The sequence below is a fragment of the Amycolatopsis alkalitolerans genome (assembly GCF_006152065.1).
In the GTDB taxonomy this organism is placed as follows: domain Bacteria; phylum Actinomycetota; class Actinomycetes; order Mycobacteriales; family Pseudonocardiaceae; genus Amycolatopsis_E; species Amycolatopsis_E alkalitolerans.
Genome location: NZ_VDFW01000005.1, coordinates 42363 through 61371 on the forward strand (window position 1 = coordinate 42363; position 19009 = coordinate 61371).

20 protein-coding genes are annotated in these 19009 nt (G+C 69.7%); 9 read left to right on the forward strand and 11 right to left on the reverse strand.

Translation table 11 applies throughout. From position 1 onward, the window contains the following. Nucleotides 1–10: 10 nt before the first annotated feature. The gene (locus FG385_RS07800; RefSeq protein WP_235022439.1) at nucleotides 11–982 is read right to left on the reverse strand and encodes a Zn-ribbon domain-containing OB-fold protein; all 972 of its coding nucleotides are present in this window, start codon (nucleotides 980–982) and stop codon (nucleotides 11–13) included. 79 nt (nucleotides 983–1061) lie between these two features. Here FG385_RS07800 and FG385_RS07805 point away from each other — a divergent pair, with 79 nt between their 5' ends. Then, on the forward strand, nucleotides 1062–2630 hold the full coding sequence (locus tag FG385_RS07805; protein ID WP_139095951.1) for an acyl-CoA synthetase: 1569 nt from the start codon (nucleotides 1062–1064) through the stop codon (nucleotides 2628–2630). Here FG385_RS07805 and FG385_RS07810 read toward each other — a convergent pair. Together FG385_RS07810 and FG385_RS07815 are read right to left on the reverse strand one after the other, a co-directional pair. Continuing rightward, nucleotides 2537–3355 (reverse strand): MBL fold metallo-hydrolase, encoded by an 819-nt coding sequence (locus tag FG385_RS07810; protein ID WP_139095952.1) that lies wholly within the window; start codon nucleotides 3353–3355, stop codon nucleotides 2537–2539. The two genes, FG385_RS07805 and FG385_RS07810, sit on opposite strands and share 94 nt — an antisense overlap. 48 nt (nucleotides 3356–3403) lie before the next feature. After that, nucleotides 3404–4192: a crotonase/enoyl-CoA hydratase family protein gene (locus tag FG385_RS07815; protein WP_139095953.1), complete on the reverse strand. Its 789-nt coding sequence runs from the start codon at nucleotides 4190–4192 to the stop codon at nucleotides 3404–3406. Nucleotides 4193–4245: 53 nt separating this feature from the next. Here FG385_RS07815 and FG385_RS07820 point away from each other — a divergent pair, with 53 nt between their 5' ends. From FG385_RS07820 to FG385_RS07835, 4 genes are all read left to right on the forward strand, one after another. Then, nucleotides 4246–5841, forward strand: a complete 1596-nt coding sequence (locus FG385_RS07820) for an acyl-CoA synthetase (RefSeq protein ID WP_139095954.1) — start codon at nucleotides 4246–4248, stop codon at nucleotides 5839–5841. An 8-nt stretch (nucleotides 5842–5849) separates the two neighbouring features. Then, entirely contained in the window at nucleotides 5850–6950 is a 1101-nt protein-coding gene (locus FG385_RS07825) for an NAD(P)H-dependent flavin oxidoreductase (protein ID WP_139095955.1), read from the forward strand. A 139-nt stretch (nucleotides 6951–7089) separates the two neighbouring features. Continuing rightward, nucleotides 7090–7557 carry a hypothetical protein gene (locus tag FG385_RS07830; protein ID WP_139095956.1) on the forward strand — a complete coding sequence of 156 codons (468 nt, stop codon included), beginning with the start codon at nucleotides 7090–7092 and terminating at the stop codon, nucleotides 7555–7557. 18 nt (nucleotides 7558–7575) lie between these two features. Beyond that, nucleotides 7576–8022: an SRPBCC family protein gene (locus tag FG385_RS07835; protein WP_139095957.1), complete on the forward strand. Its 447-nt coding sequence runs from the start codon at nucleotides 7576–7578 to the stop codon at nucleotides 8020–8022. Between the two features lie 2 nt (nucleotides 8023–8024). Here the strand turns inward: FG385_RS07835 and FG385_RS07840 are convergent, their stop codons facing one another. Genes FG385_RS07840 through FG385_RS07850 form a run of 3 tightly spaced genes read right to left on the reverse strand, consistent with a single transcriptional unit; the run spans nucleotide 8025 to nucleotide 10416 of the window. Beyond that, nucleotides 8025–8414 (reverse strand): PIN domain-containing protein, encoded by a 390-nt coding sequence (locus FG385_RS07840; protein WP_139095958.1) that lies wholly within the window; start codon nucleotides 8412–8414, stop codon nucleotides 8025–8027. Continuing rightward, nucleotides 8411–8698 carry a type II toxin-antitoxin system Phd/YefM family antitoxin gene (locus tag FG385_RS07845; protein ID WP_139095959.1) on the reverse strand — a complete coding sequence of 96 codons (288 nt, stop codon included), beginning with the start codon at nucleotides 8696–8698 and terminating at the stop codon, nucleotides 8411–8413. Before FG385_RS07845 ends, FG385_RS07840 begins: the two co-directional genes overlap by 4 nt. A 47-nt stretch (nucleotides 8699–8745) precedes the next feature. Beyond that, nucleotides 8746–10416, reverse strand: coding sequence for a fumarate hydratase (locus FG385_RS07850; RefSeq protein WP_139095960.1), 1671 nt, complete (start codon nucleotides 10414–10416; stop codon nucleotides 8746–8748). A 91-nt stretch (nucleotides 10417–10507) separates the two neighbouring features. Between FG385_RS07850 and FG385_RS07855 the strand changes: the two genes are divergently transcribed. Further along, nucleotides 10508–10963 (forward strand): SRPBCC family protein, encoded by a 456-nt coding sequence (locus tag FG385_RS07855; RefSeq protein ID WP_139095961.1) that lies wholly within the window; start codon nucleotides 10508–10510, stop codon nucleotides 10961–10963. 188 nt (nucleotides 10964–11151) lie between these two features. Here FG385_RS07855 and FG385_RS07860 read toward each other — a convergent pair whose 3' ends face one another. The 3 genes from FG385_RS07860 to FG385_RS07870 all read right to left on the reverse strand — a co-directional run bounded on the left by FG385_RS07860 (nucleotide 11152) and on the right by FG385_RS07870 (nucleotide 14381). Then, nucleotides 11152–12183: a sigma-70 family RNA polymerase sigma factor gene (locus FG385_RS07860; protein ID WP_139095962.1), complete on the reverse strand. Its 1032-nt coding sequence runs from the start codon at nucleotides 12181–12183 to the stop codon at nucleotides 11152–11154. A 223-nt stretch (nucleotides 12184–12406) separates the two neighbouring features. Beyond that, nucleotides 12407–12832 carry a D-aminoacyl-tRNA deacylase gene (gene dtd / locus FG385_RS07865; protein WP_139095963.1) on the reverse strand — a complete coding sequence of 142 codons (426 nt, stop codon included), beginning with the start codon at nucleotides 12830–12832 and terminating at the stop codon, nucleotides 12407–12409. Nucleotides 12833–12902: 70 nt separating this feature from the next. After that, entirely contained in the window at nucleotides 12903–14381 is a 1479-nt protein-coding gene (locus FG385_RS07870; RefSeq protein WP_139096163.1) for a DUF7782 domain-containing protein, read from the reverse strand. Nucleotides 14382–14422: 41 nt separating this feature from the next. Between FG385_RS07870 and FG385_RS07875 the strand changes: the two genes are divergently transcribed. From FG385_RS07875 to FG385_RS07885, 3 genes are read left to right on the forward strand one after another with little or no spacing between them, the layout of a single operon-like run. Next, nucleotides 14423–15673, forward strand: coding sequence for an amidohydrolase (locus FG385_RS07875; RefSeq protein ID WP_139095964.1), 1251 nt, complete (start codon nucleotides 14423–14425; stop codon nucleotides 15671–15673). Nucleotides 15674–15680: 7 nt separating this feature from the next. After that, on the forward strand, nucleotides 15681–16790 hold the full coding sequence (locus tag FG385_RS07880; protein ID WP_139095965.1) for a M20 family metallopeptidase: 1110 nt from the start codon (nucleotides 15681–15683) through the stop codon (nucleotides 16788–16790). Nucleotides 16791–16813: 23 nt separating this feature from the next. Then, the gene (locus FG385_RS07885) at nucleotides 16814–17179 is read left to right on the forward strand and encodes a DUF3099 domain-containing protein (protein ID WP_139095966.1); all 366 of its coding nucleotides are present in this window, start codon (nucleotides 16814–16816) and stop codon (nucleotides 17177–17179) included. Here the strand turns inward: FG385_RS07885 and FG385_RS07890 are convergent. Beyond that, the gene (locus tag FG385_RS07890) at nucleotides 17176–18042 is read right to left on the reverse strand and encodes a carbohydrate kinase family protein (protein ID WP_139095967.1); all 867 of its coding nucleotides are present in this window, start codon (nucleotides 18040–18042) and stop codon (nucleotides 17176–17178) included. The genes FG385_RS07885 and FG385_RS07890 overlap by 4 nt on opposite strands. Continuing rightward, nucleotides 18039–18941 carry a pseudouridine-5'-phosphate glycosidase gene (locus tag FG385_RS07895; RefSeq protein ID WP_139095968.1) on the reverse strand — a complete coding sequence of 301 codons (903 nt, stop codon included), beginning with the start codon at nucleotides 18939–18941 and terminating at the stop codon, nucleotides 18039–18041. Before FG385_RS07895 ends, FG385_RS07890 begins: the two co-directional genes overlap by 4 nt. Nucleotides 18942–19009 lie beyond the last annotated feature (68 nt).

Consider the following 19009-nt stretch of genomic DNA (forward strand, 5'->3'; position numbering starts at 1 on the left):
GAAGGACCCCTCACAGGTGGTGGGCGAAGGACTCGTACGGTGCGTCCGGTTCACCGGTCGGCTCGAAATGGGAGATGTTCTCCAGGCTCGTCCACCAGTCCTCGCGCGGTTTCCACGAGGCGCGCACCCGCATGCCCATCCGGACGTCGGCCGCGTCGCAGCCGAGCACCAGGTGCAGGAAGGCGATATCGGCCCCGTCGAGCAGGATGTACGCGGCGACATACGGGGGCTTGATCCGCTGCCCGAGGAACGGCACGTTGACGATGCAGAAGGTGGTCACGATGCCGGTGTCGGGCAGTTCGATCTCTTCGGCGGTCGGCACGCCGTCCACCGGGCACGCGCCGCGCGGCGGGAGGTAGACCTTGCCGCAGGCCGGGCAGCGCTGCCCGATCAGCTTCCCCTCCGCGAGCCCCGCCAGGTAGCGGCTCTCCTCGGGAGAGGCCGAGTGCTGGTAGTGCAGGTGCACCGGGGTGATCATGATGCTGACCGGCGCGCCCTCCTCGCGTTTCGCGACCGGAGGCGATTCGGGCGCGGTTCCGTCGGGTGCGCCGACGGGCACGAAGTACGCGATGTCGCGGATATGCCCCACAAGTTCGTCGGCCCACCGGACGCGCACCCGCAGGCCCGTGCGGATCTGCGCCGGGGAGTCGGCGTCGACCGCGTGCAGCATCGGCGTGTCGGCGCCGTCGAGCTTGATCAGCGCCCACGCGAACGGGCGCGAAAGTGGTTGCCCCTCCAGGGGTTCGGCCATCCACGACCACGAGATGACGGTGCCCTCCTCGCCGAGGCGGACGAACTCGGTCAACGGGGCCGCGGTCACCGGGTCGTATTCGACGGGCGGGACGTGCACGCGACCGTCCGTACCGCGGACGCCCTCGATGCGGCGTTCGCGGAGCCCGTTGACGAAGCGCCCGAGCACCGGCCCGAGCGAACGTGTGTAGTCGAAGCCGACCTCGAGCGGAGCTGACAGCACTGTACTCACGACCTGAAGTGAAACACGTTCTCGAAATGGCGGCAAGGCGCACTTGCCCGCAGGTGGAACAGGTTCTAGATTCGAGCGCATGACGACCTCGGCGGACACCCGAACCACGACCGGTCTATGGAGTATCGCGGCGGCGGAGCCGGACCGGACCGCGGTGATCGACCCGGACGGCACCGAGATCAGCTACAGCGCCCTCGCGGACAAGGCGAACGCCTACGCGCGCGGGCTGCGGGAGCTGGGGTTGGAGACAGGAGACGCGATCGTGGTCCTCCAGCCCAACAGCCACGAACTGGTCGCCGCGTATTTCGCCGCGATCCAGTCGGGGCTGTACGTGGTGATGGTCAACTGGCACCTGACCGGGCACGAGATCGCCTATATCGTGTCCGACAGCGGCGCCAAGGCGTTCTTCGCCCACGAGCGGTTCGCCGAGGCCGCGAAGATCGCCGCCGACGAGGCCGGGTTGCCCGCCGAGGGCCGGTTCGCGGTCGGGGACGTCGACGGTTTCCGGCCCGTGGGGGAACTGGGCGCCGGCGGTGAGGGGCGCCCGGCGCGGCGCACGAGCGGTTCGCCCATGCTGTACACCTCCGGCACGACGGGCCGCCCCAAGGGCGTCCGGCGCCCGCTTTCCGGCGCGGACCCGGACGAGGTGCCCGTCGCGTCCACCTGGTTCTTCGGCATCTTCGGGCTGAAGCCGTTCGACGACCACGTGCACCTGTGCGGTTCGCCGCTGTATCACACGGCGGTGCTGAACTTCGTGGTGATCTCGATCCAGCTGGGGCACACCGCGGTGCTGATGGACCGCTGGGACCCGGAGGAGATGCTGCGGCTGATCGCGCGGTACCGCGTGACGCACAGCCATATGGTGCCCACCCAGTTCCGGCGCCTGCTCGCGCTGCCGGACGAGGTGCGCGCCGCCTACGACCTGTCTTCGCTGCGGAACATGATCCACGGCGCGGCCCCGTGCCCGCCGGAGGTCAAGCGCCGGATGCTCGACTGGTGGGGACCCGTCGTGACCGAATACTACGCCGCGACCGAAGGCGGCGGCACGGTCATCAGCGGCGAGGAATGGCTGCGGAAACCGGGTTCCGTCGGGCTCCCGTGGCCGGGTTCGACCGTGAAGATCCTCGACGACGACGGCAACGAGCTGCCGCCGGGGAAACCCGGTGCGGTGTACATGAAGATGGGCACGTCGACGTTCGAGTATCACAAGGACCAGGCGAAGACCGAGAAAGCGCGGCACGGTGACCTGTTCACCCTCGGCGACGTCGGTTACCTCGACGAGGACGGCTACCTGTTCTTGCACGACCGCAAGAACGACATGATCATCTCGGGCGGGGTGAACATCTATCCGGCCGAGATCGAGAACGAGCTGGTGATGCACCCGAAGGTCGCGGACATCGCCGTGTTCGGGGTGCCGCACGACGACTGGGGCGAGGAGATCAAGGCCGTCGTGCAACCGGCAGAGGGCATCGAACCCGGTGACGAGCTCACCGCCGAACTGCTGGACTACGCGCGCGGCCGGCTCGCGAAGTTCAAGCTGCCCAAGTCGATCGACTATCTCGACGAGTTGCCCCGCGACCCGAACGGCAAGCTGTACAAGCGAAAGCTGCGCGACCCGTACTGGGAAGGGCGGGAGCGGGCCATCTGAGCCAGCGCGTCGCCGGTCATGGGCTGACCGTGGCCGGGAGCCAGCACGCGCGGTCCGAGCCGGGCCAGCTTCTCGGCGGATTCGCGCGCGGCAACCCGGTTCCACGTCGTGTACCACGGCGGGCCCGACAGGCCGGGCCGCGGCAGTAGTGCACCGTGGATGGCGCCGATCCGCACGGTGACCAGCGCGTCCCCGCTGAGCAGCACCCGGTCGCGCGGACGGAAGTACGACACGTGTCCCGGGGTGTGCCCGGGCGTCGGGACGCACTCCCAGTCCGGCAGGCCGGGCACCCCGTCGCGCGGGTCGAAGGCGTGCGCGCCCAGGCTCGACTTCGCCAGGATCGCCTCGCGCCGCCGTTTCCCGAGCGCCCGCATGATCGGCAGGACCACCCACCGGTCGAGCGGCCCGGCCGTGCGCACCATCGCGGCGAACTCGCCCCTCGCGATCGGCAGTTCGGCGGGGTGCAGGTACACCGGGCAGTCCCAGACGCGCGCCAGCCGCGCGGCCGAGCCGGAGTGGTCGGGATGGACGTGGGTCAGCAGGATCGCCGCCGGGAGCGAACCGAACAGGGTTTGTGCCGCCTGCTCGATCCGCGGCGCGTCCTTGGCCCAACCGGTGTCGACCAGGACCCACGACGATCCCGAGCGGACGAAGTAGACGTCGGTCCGCGTGTGGCCGGACGGCCCGAGACAGAACACGTCCGGCGCGATCTCCCGTACGGTCATGCGCCGACGAAACGCCCACGCCGCGTGGGCGGATAGGGCCGTTGGGCCTCAGCGGCCCTCGAAATTCGGCTTGCGCTTCTCCGCGAAGGCGCGGGGGCCTTCCTTCGCGTCCGCCGACTGGAAGACCTTCAACCCGTACTGGGCCTCCAGTTTGAAGGCCTCTTCCTCGTGCAGGCCTTCGGTGTCCCGGATCGTGCGCAGGATCGCCTGCACCGCGAGGGGCCCGTTCGCCGCGATCTGGCCGGCGATCTCCAGCGCCCGCTCCAGCGCCGTGCCGTCGGGCACGACATGCCCGATGAGACCGATTTCCTTGGCCTCCGCCGCCGTGAGGTGCCGTCCGGTCAGCAGGATCTCCGCGGCCACGGTGTACGGGATCTGGCGCGGGAGCCGGACCGCCGAACCACCCATCGGGAAGAGCCCCCAGCGTGCTTCCGAAACGCCGAAGCGAGCGCTCTCCCCGGCGATCCGGATATCCGTGCCCTGCAGGATCTCGGTCCCGCCGGCGATCGCGGGGCCTTCCACGGCCGCGATCAGCGGTTTGGTCAGCCGCCGGCCCTTCAGCAGGCCCTCGATACGGCCCGGGTCGAACGTGCCGCGCTCGTAGGAGTCCGCGGGTGAGTCGCGCGCCATGGATTTCAGGTCCGCGCCCGCGCAGAAGGCGCCACCCGCGCCGGTGAGCACGCACGAGCGGATCGAAGCGTCCTCGTCCACCCGGTTCCAGGCGCCGACCATGATCGCCATCATCTCGCCGGTGATGGCGTTCCTGGCGTCGGGCCGGTTCATCGTCACCACGAGCGTATGCCCTCGTTGTTCAACCAGGGCGTGCGGTTCAGCCATCCCTACCCCCATTGGCCATTGCCCAAAACAATAACATGTTCTACTTTGGCTGAGTGGCTTACAACCTTGCGGATCTGCTCGAGCACGCCGTGGACGTCGTGCCGGATCGTCCCGCGGTCGTGTGCGGCGGGCGTCGCCTCACGTATGCGGAACTGGACCGCCGGGCCAACCGGCTCGCCCACCACCTGGCCGCCGTCGGCGTCGGCAAGGGGGATCACGTAGGCGTGTACTCGCGAAACTCCATCGAGATGATCGAGGCGATGTACGCGGCGTACAAGCTGCGCGCCATCGCGATCAACATCAACTACCGCTATGTCCAGGGTGAGCTGAAGTACTTGTTCACCAATGCGGACCTCGTCGCGCTCGTGCACGAACGCAGCTACGCCGACAAGGTCGCGGACGTGCTGCCGGACGCGCCGAAACTGAAACACGTTTTAGTTGTCGAAGACGGTAGTGACAAGCCGTACGAAGGCCTCGAGTACGAAAAGGCGCTCGCGGCGCAGCCAGGCAACCGTGATTTCGAGGACCGCAGCTCCGACGACATCTACATGCTCTACACCGGCGGCACTACGGGCTACCCGAAAGGCGTGGTGTGGCGGCATGAGGACGTCTGGCGCGCGCTCGGTGGCGGGATCGACTTCGTCACCGGCGAGTACGTCCCCGACGAGTGGACGCTCGCCCGGAACGGCAAGGATTTCGCGATGGTGCGGTTGCCGGCGGCGCCGCTGATCCACGGTGCCGCGCAGTGGGCCGCGTTCGGCGCGCTGTTCGGTGGCGGGACGGTCGTGTTCGTGCCGCAGTTCGACGCGGACGAGGTGTGGCGCCAGGTCGCCGAGCACAAGGTGCAGGTGCTCACGATCGTCGGCGACGCGATGGCCCGCCCGCTCATCGAGGCATACCACCGCGGTGGTTACGACGCGTCGTCGCTTGTCGCGGTGTCGAGCCATGCCGCACTGTTCTCCCAGTCGGTCAAGCAGGAGTATCTGGCGGCGTTCCCGAACGTGGTGCTGACCGACGCGATCGGTTCCTCGGAAAGCGGGTTCACCGGGATCGGCATGGTGTCCAAGGACGCCGACCATTCGGCGGGCCCGCGGGTCAACTTCGGCAAGGACGCCGTCCTGCTCGACGAAGACAACCGCGTGCTCGGGAAGGCGCCGGGTGTCACCGGGCGGATCGCGCGCCGCGGGCACGTGCCGGTGGGCTACTACAAGGATCCGGAGAAGTCGGCGAAGATCTTCGCCGAGATCGACGGCGCGCGGTATGTCATCCCCGGCGACTACGCGCGCTACGAGGAGGACGGCACCGTCACGTTGCTGGGCCGCGGCTCGCAGTGCGTCAACACCGGCGGCGAGAAGGTCTTCCCGGAGGAGGTCGAGGGTGCGCTGAAATCGCATCCCGACGTGTTCGACGCCCTGGTCATCGGCGTGCCGGACGAACGGCTCGGGCAGCGGGTCGCGGCGATCATCGAGACCAGGCCGGGCCAGCAGCCCGACCTCGCCGCGATCGAAGCGCATGTGCGGACCGAGATCGCGGGCTACAAGGTGCCGCGTTCGATCTGGCTCACCGACCACATCGGCCGCCTCCCGAGCGGCAAACCGGACTACCCGTGGGCCCAGCGCTACGCGGCCGAGAACCAGCCCGTCCAGTAGGAGGACCTATGCGCACCGAGCTGTGCGACAAGCTCGGCATCGAGTACCCGATCATCGGCTTCACGCCCTCGGAGCACGTCGCCGCCGCGATCAGCAAGGCGGGCGGGCTGGGCGTGCTGGGGTGCGTCCGGTTCAACGACGCGGGTGAGCTCGACACCGTGCTCGACTGGATGGACGCGAACACCGGCGGCAAGCCGTACGGGGTCGACATCGTGATGCCCGCGAAGATCCCGGCCGAGGGCACTCAGGTCGATCTCGACAAGCTGATCCCCGAGGAGCACAAGGCCTTCGTCGAGCGGACGCTGCGAGAACTGGGCGTGCCCGAGCTGCCCGAGGACACGGTGGAGCGCGCGGGCGTGCTCGGCTGGCTGCACTCGGTCGCCCGCTCGCATGTGGAGGTCGCGCTCAAGCATCCGATCAAGCTCATCGCGAACGCCCTCGGCTCGCCGCCGGTCGACGTGATCGAGCAGGCGCACTCCCACGGGGTGCCCGTCGCGGCACTCGCCGGTAAGGCCGAGCACGCCCGGCGACATGTCGACAACGGGGTCGATTTCGTTGTGGCACAAGGATATGAGGCCGGCGGTCATACCGGCGAGATCGGTTCCATGGTGCTGTTGCCCGAGATCGTCGACGCGGTCGGCGCCCCGGTGCTCGCCGCCGGCGGGATCGGTTCGGGCCGGCAGGTCGCCGCGGCGCTCGCGCTCGGCGCCGCGGGTGCGTGGACCGGTTCGATCTGGCTCGGCACCGAGGAATACCTGCGGACGATGCCGAGTTCCGAGGCGATGCAGCGTGCGCTGGTGGCGGCGACGTCCGCGGACACGGTCCGCACCCGTATCTACACCGGCAAGCCCGCCCGCCTGCTCAAGACCCGCTGGACCGAGGCGTGGGCCCAGCCGGGCGCGCCGGAGCCGCTGCCGATGCCGTTGCAGAACCTGCTCGTCTCGCATGCGCACAACCGGCTGCACGAGGCGAACGACCCGGGCCTCGTGTCGATGCCGGCCGGGCAGATCATCGGGCGGATCGACCGCATCCGCCCGGTCGCCGAGATTTTCGCGGAGCTACTCGCCGGGTACGACGAAGCGTTGGAGCGCCTGGAGAAGTCGAGGTAGCCGAGCGTGCAACCCGGCGCCGGGTTCGTTCCGTCTGCTGGGTATGAGGTGGAAAGGACCGCACGAAGCGGCCGCGACGAAGGAGCGACCGCGCTGGAGGACCGGTTGGGTGCGGAACCCCGCAAGGACATGGAACGCAATGCTCGCTGGGTTCGGCATCGTGCTCGTCACCGCGGCCGCTTGCGGGCAGCGCACGGACAGCGTCAGCCCCGGTGCCGGGCCGACCCCGCCGCCCTCGTCGGCATCCCTGGCACCGACCATGCCGGTGCCCTGGGGTTCGCAGAAACCGCCGCCGGGCAGCACGCTCGTGCCCGCGGCGCAGGTCGACAGCAGCCAGTTGCCGGGGGACTACCCGCGTGAGGTGTACGTCAGCGCGGACGGCAAGACGCTCTACCTGCGCGGCGAGGAGGGCGGCTGCGGTCGTGCGAGCGCCGAGGTGCAGCAGGCGGACGACCAGCAGATCGTCATCAGGCTGAGCGAGACACAGCGGACGTTGCAGGGCCGGATGTGCACGATGGATATCCGGTACCCGCTGCTTTCGGTGCCGCTGGGTGAACCGCTCGGCCAGCGCAAGGTGATCCTCATGAAGGTCACGCAGCCCGGTTGATCCCCTAGGGTCGCGGGTATGGGAAACCGCCGCCAGGTGTCGGGCACGCGCTTCGTCGCCGCCCCGCCCGAAGAGATCTTCACTCTGCTCACGGACCCGTCGAAGCATCCGGTGCTCGACGGGTCCGGCTCTGTCCAGGCCGCCCGCCCCGGTGGGCCGGAACGGCTCGAACTGGGCACGAGGTTCGGGATGGACATGAAGATGGGCGCGCCCTACAAGATCCTCAACACGGTCGTGGAGTACGAGGAGAACCGGCTCATCGCGTGGCGGCATTTCAACGGCCATCGCTGGCGGTGGCAGCTGAAGCCCGCCGGGGGCGGCACGGAGGTGACCGAGACCTTCGACTGGTCCACGGCCCGGCTCCCGCTCGCGATCAGCCTGAGCTTCTTTCCCCGGAAGAACAAGGAGGCGATCGAGCGCACCCTCGACCGGCTCGCCGGGATTTTCCCCAGCCCGGTGCAGTAGGCCTACTCCGCGCCGGGCATGGTGACCGCCAGCCCCGCCTTGCGCGCGGCCTCCGCCATCCGGCTGTCGTAGGTGACGAGCGCGGTCAGTTCGGATCCGAGCTGCTCCGCGCTGGCGACGTGAACGGCATCGAGGGAGCGCCGCGCACCGGGCGCCCTTGCCGCCGCATCTCGGATCGCGTCGGTCACCTTGATCTCGTTGTGGTCGCGTAACAGCGTCGCCATCAGGTTCGGGAAGCTGCCGATCTGGTCGCAGGTCCGGACAGTCTCCACGAAACCGATCGTGCTGGTGTAGGTCGTATCTTCATGCGCCGAGAGGAACGCGTCGAGTGCCTCGGCGTGGCGGCGCCGGACGACGAACGTCACGAGGGAAGAAGCGTCGAGATAGATCACCGCTCGTGCTCGCGCATGTCGAGCAGGACCGCGAGCGGGTCCACGTCCTCCGGCACCTCGATTCGCGTGTACTTGTCCAGGTCCTTGGTGGTCAATCCGCGCTCGGCGGGACGGATCACGCCCTGGGCGACCAGCTCGTCGTGGCGACTCTGCCCGCGGGGCGGCGGAATGAACACGGCGATCACGTGACCATGCCTGGTCACGTCGATCCTCTCGCCCTTTTCGACACGGGCCAGGATGGCACTGGGGTTGTACGAGAGTTCACGGACGGATACGGACGTCATCAGCCGCCTCCCACAGGTTACCTACCTGAGTGTACAACACGGTAGGTTCAACTGTGGAAGCTGATCTGCAGCACCGGCTCCGAGGTCTCGGCGAAGAAGTCGTTGCCCTTGTCGTCGATGACGATGAACGCCGGGAAGTCCTCGACCTCGATCTTCCACACGGCTTCCATCCCCAGCTCGGGGTACTCCAGCATCTCGACCTGCTTGATGCAGTCCTTCGCGAGCCGGGCGGCGGGGCCGCCGATGGAGCCGAGGTAGAAGCCGCCGTGCTCGCGGCAGGCCGCGGTGACCTGCTTGGACCGGTTGCCCTTCGCGAGCATCACGAGCGAGCCGCCCGCGGCCTGGAACTGGGCGACGTAGGAGTCCATGCGCCCGGCCGTCGTCGGGCCGAACGAACCCGAGGCGTAGCCCTCCGGTGTCTTCGCCGGGCCCGCGTAGTACACCGGGTGGTCCTTGAGGTACTGCGGCATGTCCTCGCCCGCTTCGAGCCGCTCGGCGATCTTCGCGTGCGCGATGTCGCGCGCCACGACCAGCGGCCCGGTCAGCGACAGCCGGGTCTTCACCGGCAGCACCGACAGCTGCGCGCGGATCTCGCTCATCGGGCGGTTGAGGTCGACCTGCACGACCTCTTCGGAAAGGTGCTCGTCGGTCACCTCCGGCAGGAAGCGCGCCGGATCGCGCTCGAGTTGCTCGATGAACACGCCGTCCGCGGTGATCTTCGCCTTCGCCTGCCGGTCCGCCGAACAGGACACGGCGATCCCGACCGGGCAGGACGCGCCGTGCCGGGGGAGCCGGATGACGCGCACGTCATGGCAGAAGTATTTGCCGCCGAACTGGGCGCCGATCCCGAACTGCCGCGTCATCTCCAGCACCTGCTGCTCCAGGCCCGTGTCCCGGAACCCATGCCCGAGCTCGGACCCTTCCCGCGGCAGGTTGTCCAGGTAGCGCGCGGAGGCCAGCTTCGCGACCTTCAGGTTGAACTCGGCCGACATGCCGCCGACGACGATCGCCAGATGGTAGGGCGGGCACGCCGCGGTGCCGAGGCCGCGCAGCTTCTCGTCCAGGAACCGCGCGAGCCGTTTGGGGTTCAGCACGGCTTTCGTCTCCTGGTACAGGAAAGTCTTGTTCGCCGAACCGCCGCCCTTCGCCATGAACAGGAACTCGTAGGTCGGAGAGGACGCGCCGGCTGTGTTGTCCTTGTGGTACAACTCGATCTGCGCCGGCAGGTTCGTGCCCGTGTTCTTCTCGTCCCAGAACGAAACCGGCGCCATCTGCGAGTAGCGAAGGTTCAGCTCCTGGTAGGCGTCGAACACGCCGCGCGCGAGCGCCCGCTCGTCGTCACCACCGGTGAGCACGCCTTCGCTGCGCTTGCCGATCACGATCGCGGTGCCGGTGTCCTGGCACATCGGCAGCACGCCGCCCGCCGAGATTGCGGCGTTTCGCAACAGGTCCATCGCGACGAACCGGTCGTTGCCGCTGGCTTCGGGGTCGTCGACGATCGCGCGCAACTGCGCCAGATGCGAGGAGCGCAGCAGGTGCTGGATGTCGGTGATCGCGGTGCGCGCCAGTTTCGTGAGTGCTTCGGGCTCGACCTCGAGGAACGTCCGGCCGCCGGCTTCGACGGCCCGGACACCCTCTGGCGTGACGAGCCGGTACTCGGTTTCGGTGTCCGCGGCGAGCGGCAGCACGTCGGTGTACTGGAACGAGGTGGTGGTCAACGCACGGCTCCCTTGCACGGGCGGTTCGGGTGGAAGCTGACGTTACCGCGCGAAACCCGGCGCTGACCGGCTGGTGTGCTTCAATCGGCTGGTGACCACTGACACCGGAAGTTCCAAGGTCGTAGTCGCCCACCGGGATATCGCCGCCGGCGCGGAACGGATCTTCGAGCTGATCGCCGATCCGTCGAACCAGCCACGGTGGGACGGAAACGACAATCTCGCCCAAGCCCCCGCGGGCCAGCGCGTGCGCGGCACGGGCGAGGTGTTCACGATGACGCTCACCGTCGGCGCCACGCGGGAGAACCGGGTGGTGGAGTTCGAAGAGGGGCGGCGCATCGCCTGGCTCCCGTCGGAACCGGGCCAGGAGCCACCGGGGCATCTGTGGCGATGGGAGCTCGAACCGGTCGGCGATGCGCTGACCAGGGTGACCCACACCTACGACTGGTCCCGCCTGACCGACGAGAAGCGGCTCGTCCGCGCCCGCGCTACGACGGCGGACAAGCTCCAGGCTTCCCTTGACAGGCTCGCCGGCCTCGTCGAGTCGTGAAAATCGGAAGGCCGGGCCCACCCCGACGGACCCGACCTTCCGGGGCAAGCGAGCAGGCGCATAGCGCCCCTCGCGAAGCTCACACTCAGGAGACGTTTGTCGCCTGAGTGTGTTGCTTCGACCGTCCCGTGATCTACGTCATATGTCAACGCTGCCGATTGGCGTAACGCGGCGATTCCACACGGCGATCAGCTGGCGTAGGCGCGCAGGCGCTCGGCCCGCTCGCCCTGGCGCAGCTTCGCCATCACCTCGCGCTCGATCTGCCGCACGCGCTCGCGCGAAAGACCGAAGTGCTTGCCGATCTGGTCCAGCGTGCGGGGCTGCCCGTCGTCGAGCCCGTAACGCAGCCGGATCACGTGCTGCTCGCGCTCGTCGAGCGTGGCCAGCACGCGGCGCAGATCGTCCTGCAGCAGCCCGGAAATCACCGCGCTCTCCGCGTCGGTCGCCTCGGAGTCCTCGATGAAGTCACCGAGCGGGGCGTCCTCCTCGGTGCCCACCGGCATGTCCAGGCTCACCGGGTCACGCGCGTGGTCGAGCAGGTCGCCGACCTTCTCCGCCGGGATGCCCGATTCCGCCGCCAGCTCGTCGTTGGTGGCTTCGCGCCCGAGTTGCTGGTGCAGGTCGCGCTTGATGCGGGCGAGCTTGTTCACCTGCTCGACGAGATGCACCGGGAGGCGGATCGTGCGGCCCTGATCGGCCATCCCGCGCGTGATCGCCTGCCTGATCCACCAGGTCGCGTACGTGGAGAACTTGAACCCCTTGGAGTAGTCGAACTTCTCGACCGCGCGGATGAGACCCAGGTTCCCCTCCTGGATCAGGTCCAGCAGCGGCATCCCGCGCCCGGTGTACCGCTTCGCGAGCGACACGACCAGCCGCAGGTTCGCCTCCAGCAGGTGGTTCTTCGCCCGGTGGCCGTCGCGGATGAGCGCCTTGAGCTCCACGCGCCGCTCATCGGTCAGATCCGGCGCGGTCTCGAGCATGTGCTGGGCGAACACGCCCGCTTCGATGCGCTTGGCCAATTCGACCTCGTCGGCGGCCGAAAGCAGCGCCGTCTTGCCGATGCCGTTGAGGTACACGCGGACGAGGTCTGCGGCCGGCCCCTGCGCGTCGAGGTCTGCGTCGAGGTTCGGCGGAACGCGTACGCTGGACTCGAGAGCCGGCTCGGGGACAGCCCGCTCGCGGGTCCGCCGAGTCTTCCGTTCGAGGGTCTGTACTGACATGTTTGCCTCCCCGGTCACGGGCTGACACGTTGGTGCGTCACACCGGTTGCGCGTCGTGGACCGAGCCTGTGGAAACCCGGTACACGACTCCGGCTTTGTCGGCCGGACATCTGGGTCAACGCCCTTGGTCCCCAAAACGTTCCCGGCTTCTCGACCAATGGACGGGGATATCCCCGGTCCGGTTGCTCGACCAAACCTGAGGTTCTCCTGAGAGAGGAATGGTTCAGACCTCTATCAGGACGGTGAAGGGACCGTCGTTCACGCTCGAGACCGCCATCTTCGCGCCGAAGCTGCCAGTACTGACACGGGTTCCGCGCCCGCGGAGTTCACTCGCGACGGCATCGAACAGCGTTTCCGCGACCTCCGGGCGGGCCGCGGCGCTCCACGAAGGGCGCCGCCCTTTGCGCGTGTCTCCATAAAGCGTGAATTGGCTCACGAGGAGTAATGGGGCGCCGGTACTCGCCACGGATTCCTCGTCGTTCAGGATGCGCAACTCGTGCAGCTTCCGCGCCATGACGACCGCTTTGTCCGGTGTGTCGTCCTTGTGCACACCGAGAAGGACCAGCAGCCCCGGCTCGTCGACGGCGCCCACGATTTCGCCTTCGACCGTGACGCTCGCTTCGGTCACCCGCGCGACGACCGCCCTCACGCCGCCTCCTGTGTCCTGCGGGGCACCCGCACCCGGTCGGCTCGCATGATCGGGGCTTCGCGATTGTCGATCATGCCGCCTCCAGCATGCCGTGCCGTACGAGCTCCCGGACCATCGGCAGCGCCGCGTCCTGAAGTTCCTCCACACTGTCGCCGTGGGCGAAGGACAGCAGTTCCAGGAGGTCCGACAGCGGCAAGGCGCCCCGGCAACCCGCGAGAAGCGCCGTGGCGAGCTCGTCCAGCTCATGCTGCCAGCCCGGCCCGTCCGTGCGGTGCAGGCGGCGGATCGTGGTCTCCCAGCCTTCCTCACCGGGACCGGCGACGGTCTCCAGCAGCACCGTCGCCGGCACCCGGAACCGCGTGGCCAGCAGGTCGTCCCCGTGCTCGCGCAGCCACGCGACGCGGTCCAGCCAGCCGCCGGCCTCCGGGCCCAGCGGGTCGTCGAAGGCGTGCCGCAGGTCCTCGCACACGATCGTGGGGTGCGCGACCTCCGCGCGGCGCAGGGTGACGAAGCCGAACCCGACGCCTTGCACCTTGTTGTCGGCGAACCAGTCCAGCCAGGCGCTCGCCTTGGCCCGGCCCTCCGGTGAACGCGGATCGATCCCGGCGTCACGGAGCCAGGTCCCGACATACAGTCCGGGATCGGCGACGTCGCGCTGTACGAACCAGGCGTCGGCCCGTGGGGGCAGCCACCGTGTCACCCGGTCGGCCCAGTCTTCGCCGTCGACGTGCAGCCACGACGCGAGCAGCTGGCCGACCCCGCCCTCGGTGAGGAACGCGGGCAGCTGGCGGACGACGAGCGCGGAGGCGTCGTCCCCGGCCAGGCCGGAGTCGCGGTAGGTGTAGTCGACGCGCGGCGGCCCGACGACGAACGGCGGGTTGCACACGATCTGGTCGAACCGCCGCCGCGCGACGGGGGCGAACCACTCGCCGCGCGCCAGTTCGACGTCGAGCCCGTTGAGCCGGAAGGTGGCGTCCGCGAGCGCGAGCGCACGTGCGGAGACGTCGGTCGCCGTCACCCGCCGGGCGTGTCGTGCCCCGTGCAGGGCCTGGACGCCGCAGCCGGTACCGAGATCCAGCAGGGTGCCCACCGGGCGCCGGATCGTCGCGCGGATCAGGCTGAGCGACGCGTGGCCGACCCCGAGCACGTGCTCCGGCGGCACTTCACCGCCCAGCAGGTCGGAGTCGAGATCCGAGATGACCCACCATTCGCCCTGCTCGTCGCCGTGCGGGCGGATGTCGAGCCCGGCCGCGAGCGACTCTCCGTCGGCCCGCAGCAGGCCGACCGCCAGCGCGTCCTCGATTGTGACCGGCGCCAGCGCGGCCTCGACCTCCGCCGAGGGCTCGCTGCCGCCGAGCAGGAACAGGCGGATCAACGTGCCCAGCTCCCCGGCGTACCGGCTCACCCGGAACGCGAGTTCGGGCTCGCCCCGGCCCAGCGCGGCGTGCGCGGCGGCGCCGAGCGCCTCCAGCACGCCATCGGCGTCGTAGCGCGTCCGCTGGAAGGCCTCGCGCAGGCGGGCACACAGCTCGTCGGAGAACTCGGGAATCACAGGGAGTGATCTTCCCATGAGTGTGCTGGGATGGCGGGATGACCACCGTCCTCACGCCGCTCGACGGCCTGCTGCCTTCGCTGCGGGAGCTGTATCTCGACCTCCACGAACACCCGGAACTGTCCTTCGCCGAGCACCGGACGGCGGCGGAGTTGGCGCGGCGCCTCGGCGCGGCGGGGTACGACGTGCACACGGGTATCGGCGGCACAGGCGTGCTCGGCGTACTGCGCAACGGCGACGGCCCGGTCGTGATGCTGCGGGCCGATATCGACGCGCTCCCGGTGGAGGAGAAGACCGGGCTCGCCTACGCGAGCCGGGCACGCGGCCAGGACGCCGAGGGCAGGGACGTGCCGGTGATGCACGCGTGCGGGCACGACATGCACGCGACCTGGCTCTGTGGAGCGGCCGATCTGCTCGCGCGTGGGCGGGAGGCCTGGCGTGGCACGCTGCTCGTCGTCGTCCAGCCGGGCGAGGAGCAGGGCTCGGGGGCGAAGGCGATGATGCGCGACGGGCTCTTCGACATCGCGGGGAAACCGTCCGTGGTGCTGGGCCAGCACGTCGTGCCGGGCCCGGCGGGCTGGGTGCTGACCCGCCCTGGCGTGATCATGGCCGCGACGGACTCGCTGCGGATCGTGCTGCACGGCCGTGGCGGGCACGGTTCGCGCCCCGAGACGACGGTCGACCCCGCAGTGATGGCCGCGTCGGTCGTGATGCGGTTGCAGACGGTCGTCTCGCGGGAGATCTCCGCGACCGAGTCGGCGGTGGTGACCGTCGGCCAGATGCACGTCGGGACTGCGAGCAACATCATCGCCGACGAAGCCGTGCTCGAGGTCAACGTGCGCACGTTCGACGAGCAGGTGCGCGAGAAGGTGCTGGCCGCGATCGACCGGATCGTGCGGGCCGAGGCGATGGCCGCCGGCGCGCCGAAACCGCCCGAGATCACGACGCTGGCGAGCTTCTCCGTGACGGCGAACGACGAGGCCGCGAACGCGAACCTGACCACGGTGTTCCGCGAGCACTTCGGGGCCGAGCGGGTCATCGAGGCGCCCCTGGTGACCGGCAGCGAGGACTTCGGCGAGTTCGGCAGGGCGGCGGGGGCGCCGTCGGTGTTCTGGCTGGTCGGCGGGATGGACCCGGAGCAGGTACTGACGGCGATGGCCGCGGGACGGTTCGAGCAGGACGTGCCGTCGAACCACTCGCCACTGTTCGCGCCGGTGCTCGAACCGACGCTGGCCACCGGGGTGGAGACGCTGGCGATAGGTGCGCTCGCGTACCTGTCGATGACATGATCGCGGCATGCCCGACGTAGTCGCCCTCACCCGCAGCCTGATCGGCCTCGACACGGTCAACCACAACGAAAGCGCGGCGCTCAAGGTTCTGGCCCCGCTACTGGAAGAAGCCGGGTTCATCGTCACGGTCGCCGAGCACGAGCCCGGCCGCGGCACGCTTGTCGCGGACTGGCACACCGATCTGACCACGCCACCGCTGTGCCTGTCCGGGCACGTCGACACCGTCCCCCTCGGTGCCGCCAAGTGGCGGCACGAGCCGTTCGGGGAACTCGACGGCGACCGGCTCTACGGCCGTGGTTCGAGCGACATGAAAGGCGGCGTCGCGGCGATCGTGCTCGCCGCCACCAAGATCGCGGCGACGCAGCCGAAGCGTGCGGGGCTGCGTCTCGTGCTCACCGCCGCTGAAGAGACCGGCTCGCTCGGCGCCCGCCACGCCGCCGAGCACCTCCTCGACGAGCCGAGCGGCCCCCTCGTGATCGCCGAACCGACCGCGAACGCCGTCGTACAGGGGCACAAGGGCGCACTGTGGCTGGAGGCGCTGGCCACCGGCGTCACCGCGCACGGCTCGATGCCGCACCTCGGCGACAACGCGATCTACAAGCTGGCCAGTGCGATCACCCGGCTCGCCGGGCACGACTTCGGCCTCGCGCCGCACCCGATCATGGGCCCGCCGACGCTCAACGTCGGCACCATCGAGGGCGGGCTCAACACCAACTCGGTGCCCGATCGCGCCGTCGCCACCATCGACGTCCGCACCATCGCGGGCCAGGACCACGCGGAAATCCTCGCCGCGCTCGCGCGCGTGGCCGGCGACGAGGTCGAACTGCGCCCGCTGGTCGATCTGCCGCCGGTATGGACCGACCCGGAAGGCGAATGGGCGCGCGCGGTGGCGGGCATCGTCCACGACGTCACCGGGGAGGAGACCGAAGCGCGCTCGGCGACGTACTTCACCGACGCGTCCGTGCTGACTCCCGCGTTCGGCGGCGTGCCCACGATCATCTGCGGGCCGGGTGAAGCGGAACAGGCGCACGTAACCGACGAATGGTGTTCCGTGACACGCCTCGAGCAGTCGGCGGAGATCTTCGAGCGGCTCTGCGCAGATTGGTGTCAAATCTGAACCCGTACCCGGCTATCGCCCGGATGCGTCGAGTGGGAGCATGGGACCAGGAGGTGGTCCCCGTGCACAACTCGTCCCGCGACCCCAGGGACGAGGCCGACCCGGTGCTCATCACCGAGGCCGCGCCCTCCTACGACCAGGAACACGCCGCCCGCAAACGCAAGTACATGACGATGATGGCGATGCGGTTCCCGTGCCTCATCCTGGCCGGCATCTTCTACCACACGTGGTGGCTCGCGCTGCTGTTCGTGGTGATCTCGGTGCCGCTGCCGTGGATCGCGGTGCTGATCGCGAACGACCGCCCGCCCCGGAAGGCCGAAGAAGTCAGCCGTTACCAGCGCGAGGCCCGGCAGCTCGAGCACCGCGAACACCGCATCATCGAAGGCTAGGGCTGCGCGCCGGCGCGCGAGACGGCGCGGGCGCCCAGCCGGGTTCCGGCCCGCAGCGCGTCCACAGTGGACGTTCCGGCGAGCCGCGCCGAAAGCACTCCGGCGTCGAACGCGTCACCGGCGCCGGTCGAATCCACGCACTCCGCCTCCTCCGCCGGAACGCTCACCACGCCGTCCCCGTCCACCCAGCTCGCCCCGTCCGGCCCGGCGGTGACGGCGACCGCGCCGACCGTGTCCAGCAGCTTCCGTGCCGCGGCCGGATCCGCCGATCCGGTCAGCGCGACGAGTTCGTCGGTGTTCGGCAACAGCAGGTCCACGCCGCGCACGTCGTCGAGGAACCCCGGCGGGTCGTTCAGCAGCGCCGCGGACTGGGGGTCCACCGACGTGGTCAGGCCCGCCTCGCGCGCGATCGTCAGCGCGGCGAGCCCGCCCGGCCGCGAGGACGGATCGAGCAGCACATAGCCGGACAGATGCAGATGGGCCGCGCCGGCCAGCACCGCGGGGTCGACGTCCTCGGCGCGAAATCGCGCGTTCGCCCCGCGGTCGGGCAACATGCTGCGCTGGCCGTCTCCATCGACGAGCACGACGACGCAGCAGGTCGCGGCCTCGGAGTCCACGGCGAAGGCACACCGCACGCCGGCGGCCTCCAGTTCCGAGCGGATGAGCCGCCCGCCCGCGTCGTCCCCGACGCGCGCCAGCAGGGTGGTGTCCATCCCGGTCGCGGCGAGCCACAACGCGGTGTTCGCGCCCGCGCCGCCGCCCTCCAACCGGACCTTCGCGCGGGAGTCACCGCCGTGCACGATCGCCTGCTCATGCCGGGCCACGACGTCCAAACCGGCATCACCGACCACGATCACCTTCACGCCAGCTCCACGGCGATCTCCGCGGCGAGCTTCGCGTTCGAGACCACCAGCGCCTCGTTGGCGTCCAGGCTCACGCCGCCGCTCGCGGTGTGGAAATGTTCCAGCAGCGCGGGCGTGACGTCCTTGCCGCGAATACCGTTGCCGCGCAACAACTCCAGCCCCTCCGTGAGCAGCCGGCCGTGCAGCTCTCTGTCCATTTCGGACTCGGCGGGGATCGGGTTGGCCAGCAGCACACCGGATCCGGCGTAACGCCGGTGCGCGGCGACCACGGCGGCGGCCTGTGCGGGGTCCTCGACGCGCCAGGGCACGGCGAGGCCGGACGAACGCAGGTAGAAGGCCGGGAAGTCCCCGGTGCGGTACCCGAGCACCGGTACCGAACTGGTCTCCAGGACCTCCAGCGTGGCGGCGATGTCGAGCACGGACTTGACCCCGGAGCACACGACCAGCGTGGGCACGCGCGCGAGGACACCGAGATCGGCCGACACGTCCCAGGACTCGCTCGCGCCGAGGTGCACGCCGCCGAGCCCGCCGGTGGCGAACACGCCGATCCCGGCCCGGTGGGCCAGCGCCGAGGTGCTCGCGACCGTCGTCGCCCCGGACCGGCCGAGTCCGGTCGCCGGACCCAGATCCCGCAGCGACAGCTTGTCCAGCCCGGCGCCGGCTGCGCATACGCGCTCCAATTGCGCGCCGGACAGTCCCGCCACGGGCGTCCCGTCGAGTACGGCGATGGTGGCGGGCACCGCGCCCGCGGCACGCACCGTCTCTTCCAGTCGCCGGGCGACGTCGAGGTTGCGCCCGGGCGGGAGCCCGTGGGACAGCAGAGTGCTTTCGAGCGCGACGACGGGCCTGCCGCTGTTGACGGCGTCGGCGACCTCGCCGGAGAGGGAAATCGGGATCACGACGGACCATCCTCACCGACGCGAGCGCCCAAGCCCGCGGCGGGTACATCGGCGCGCGGACGGCCTTC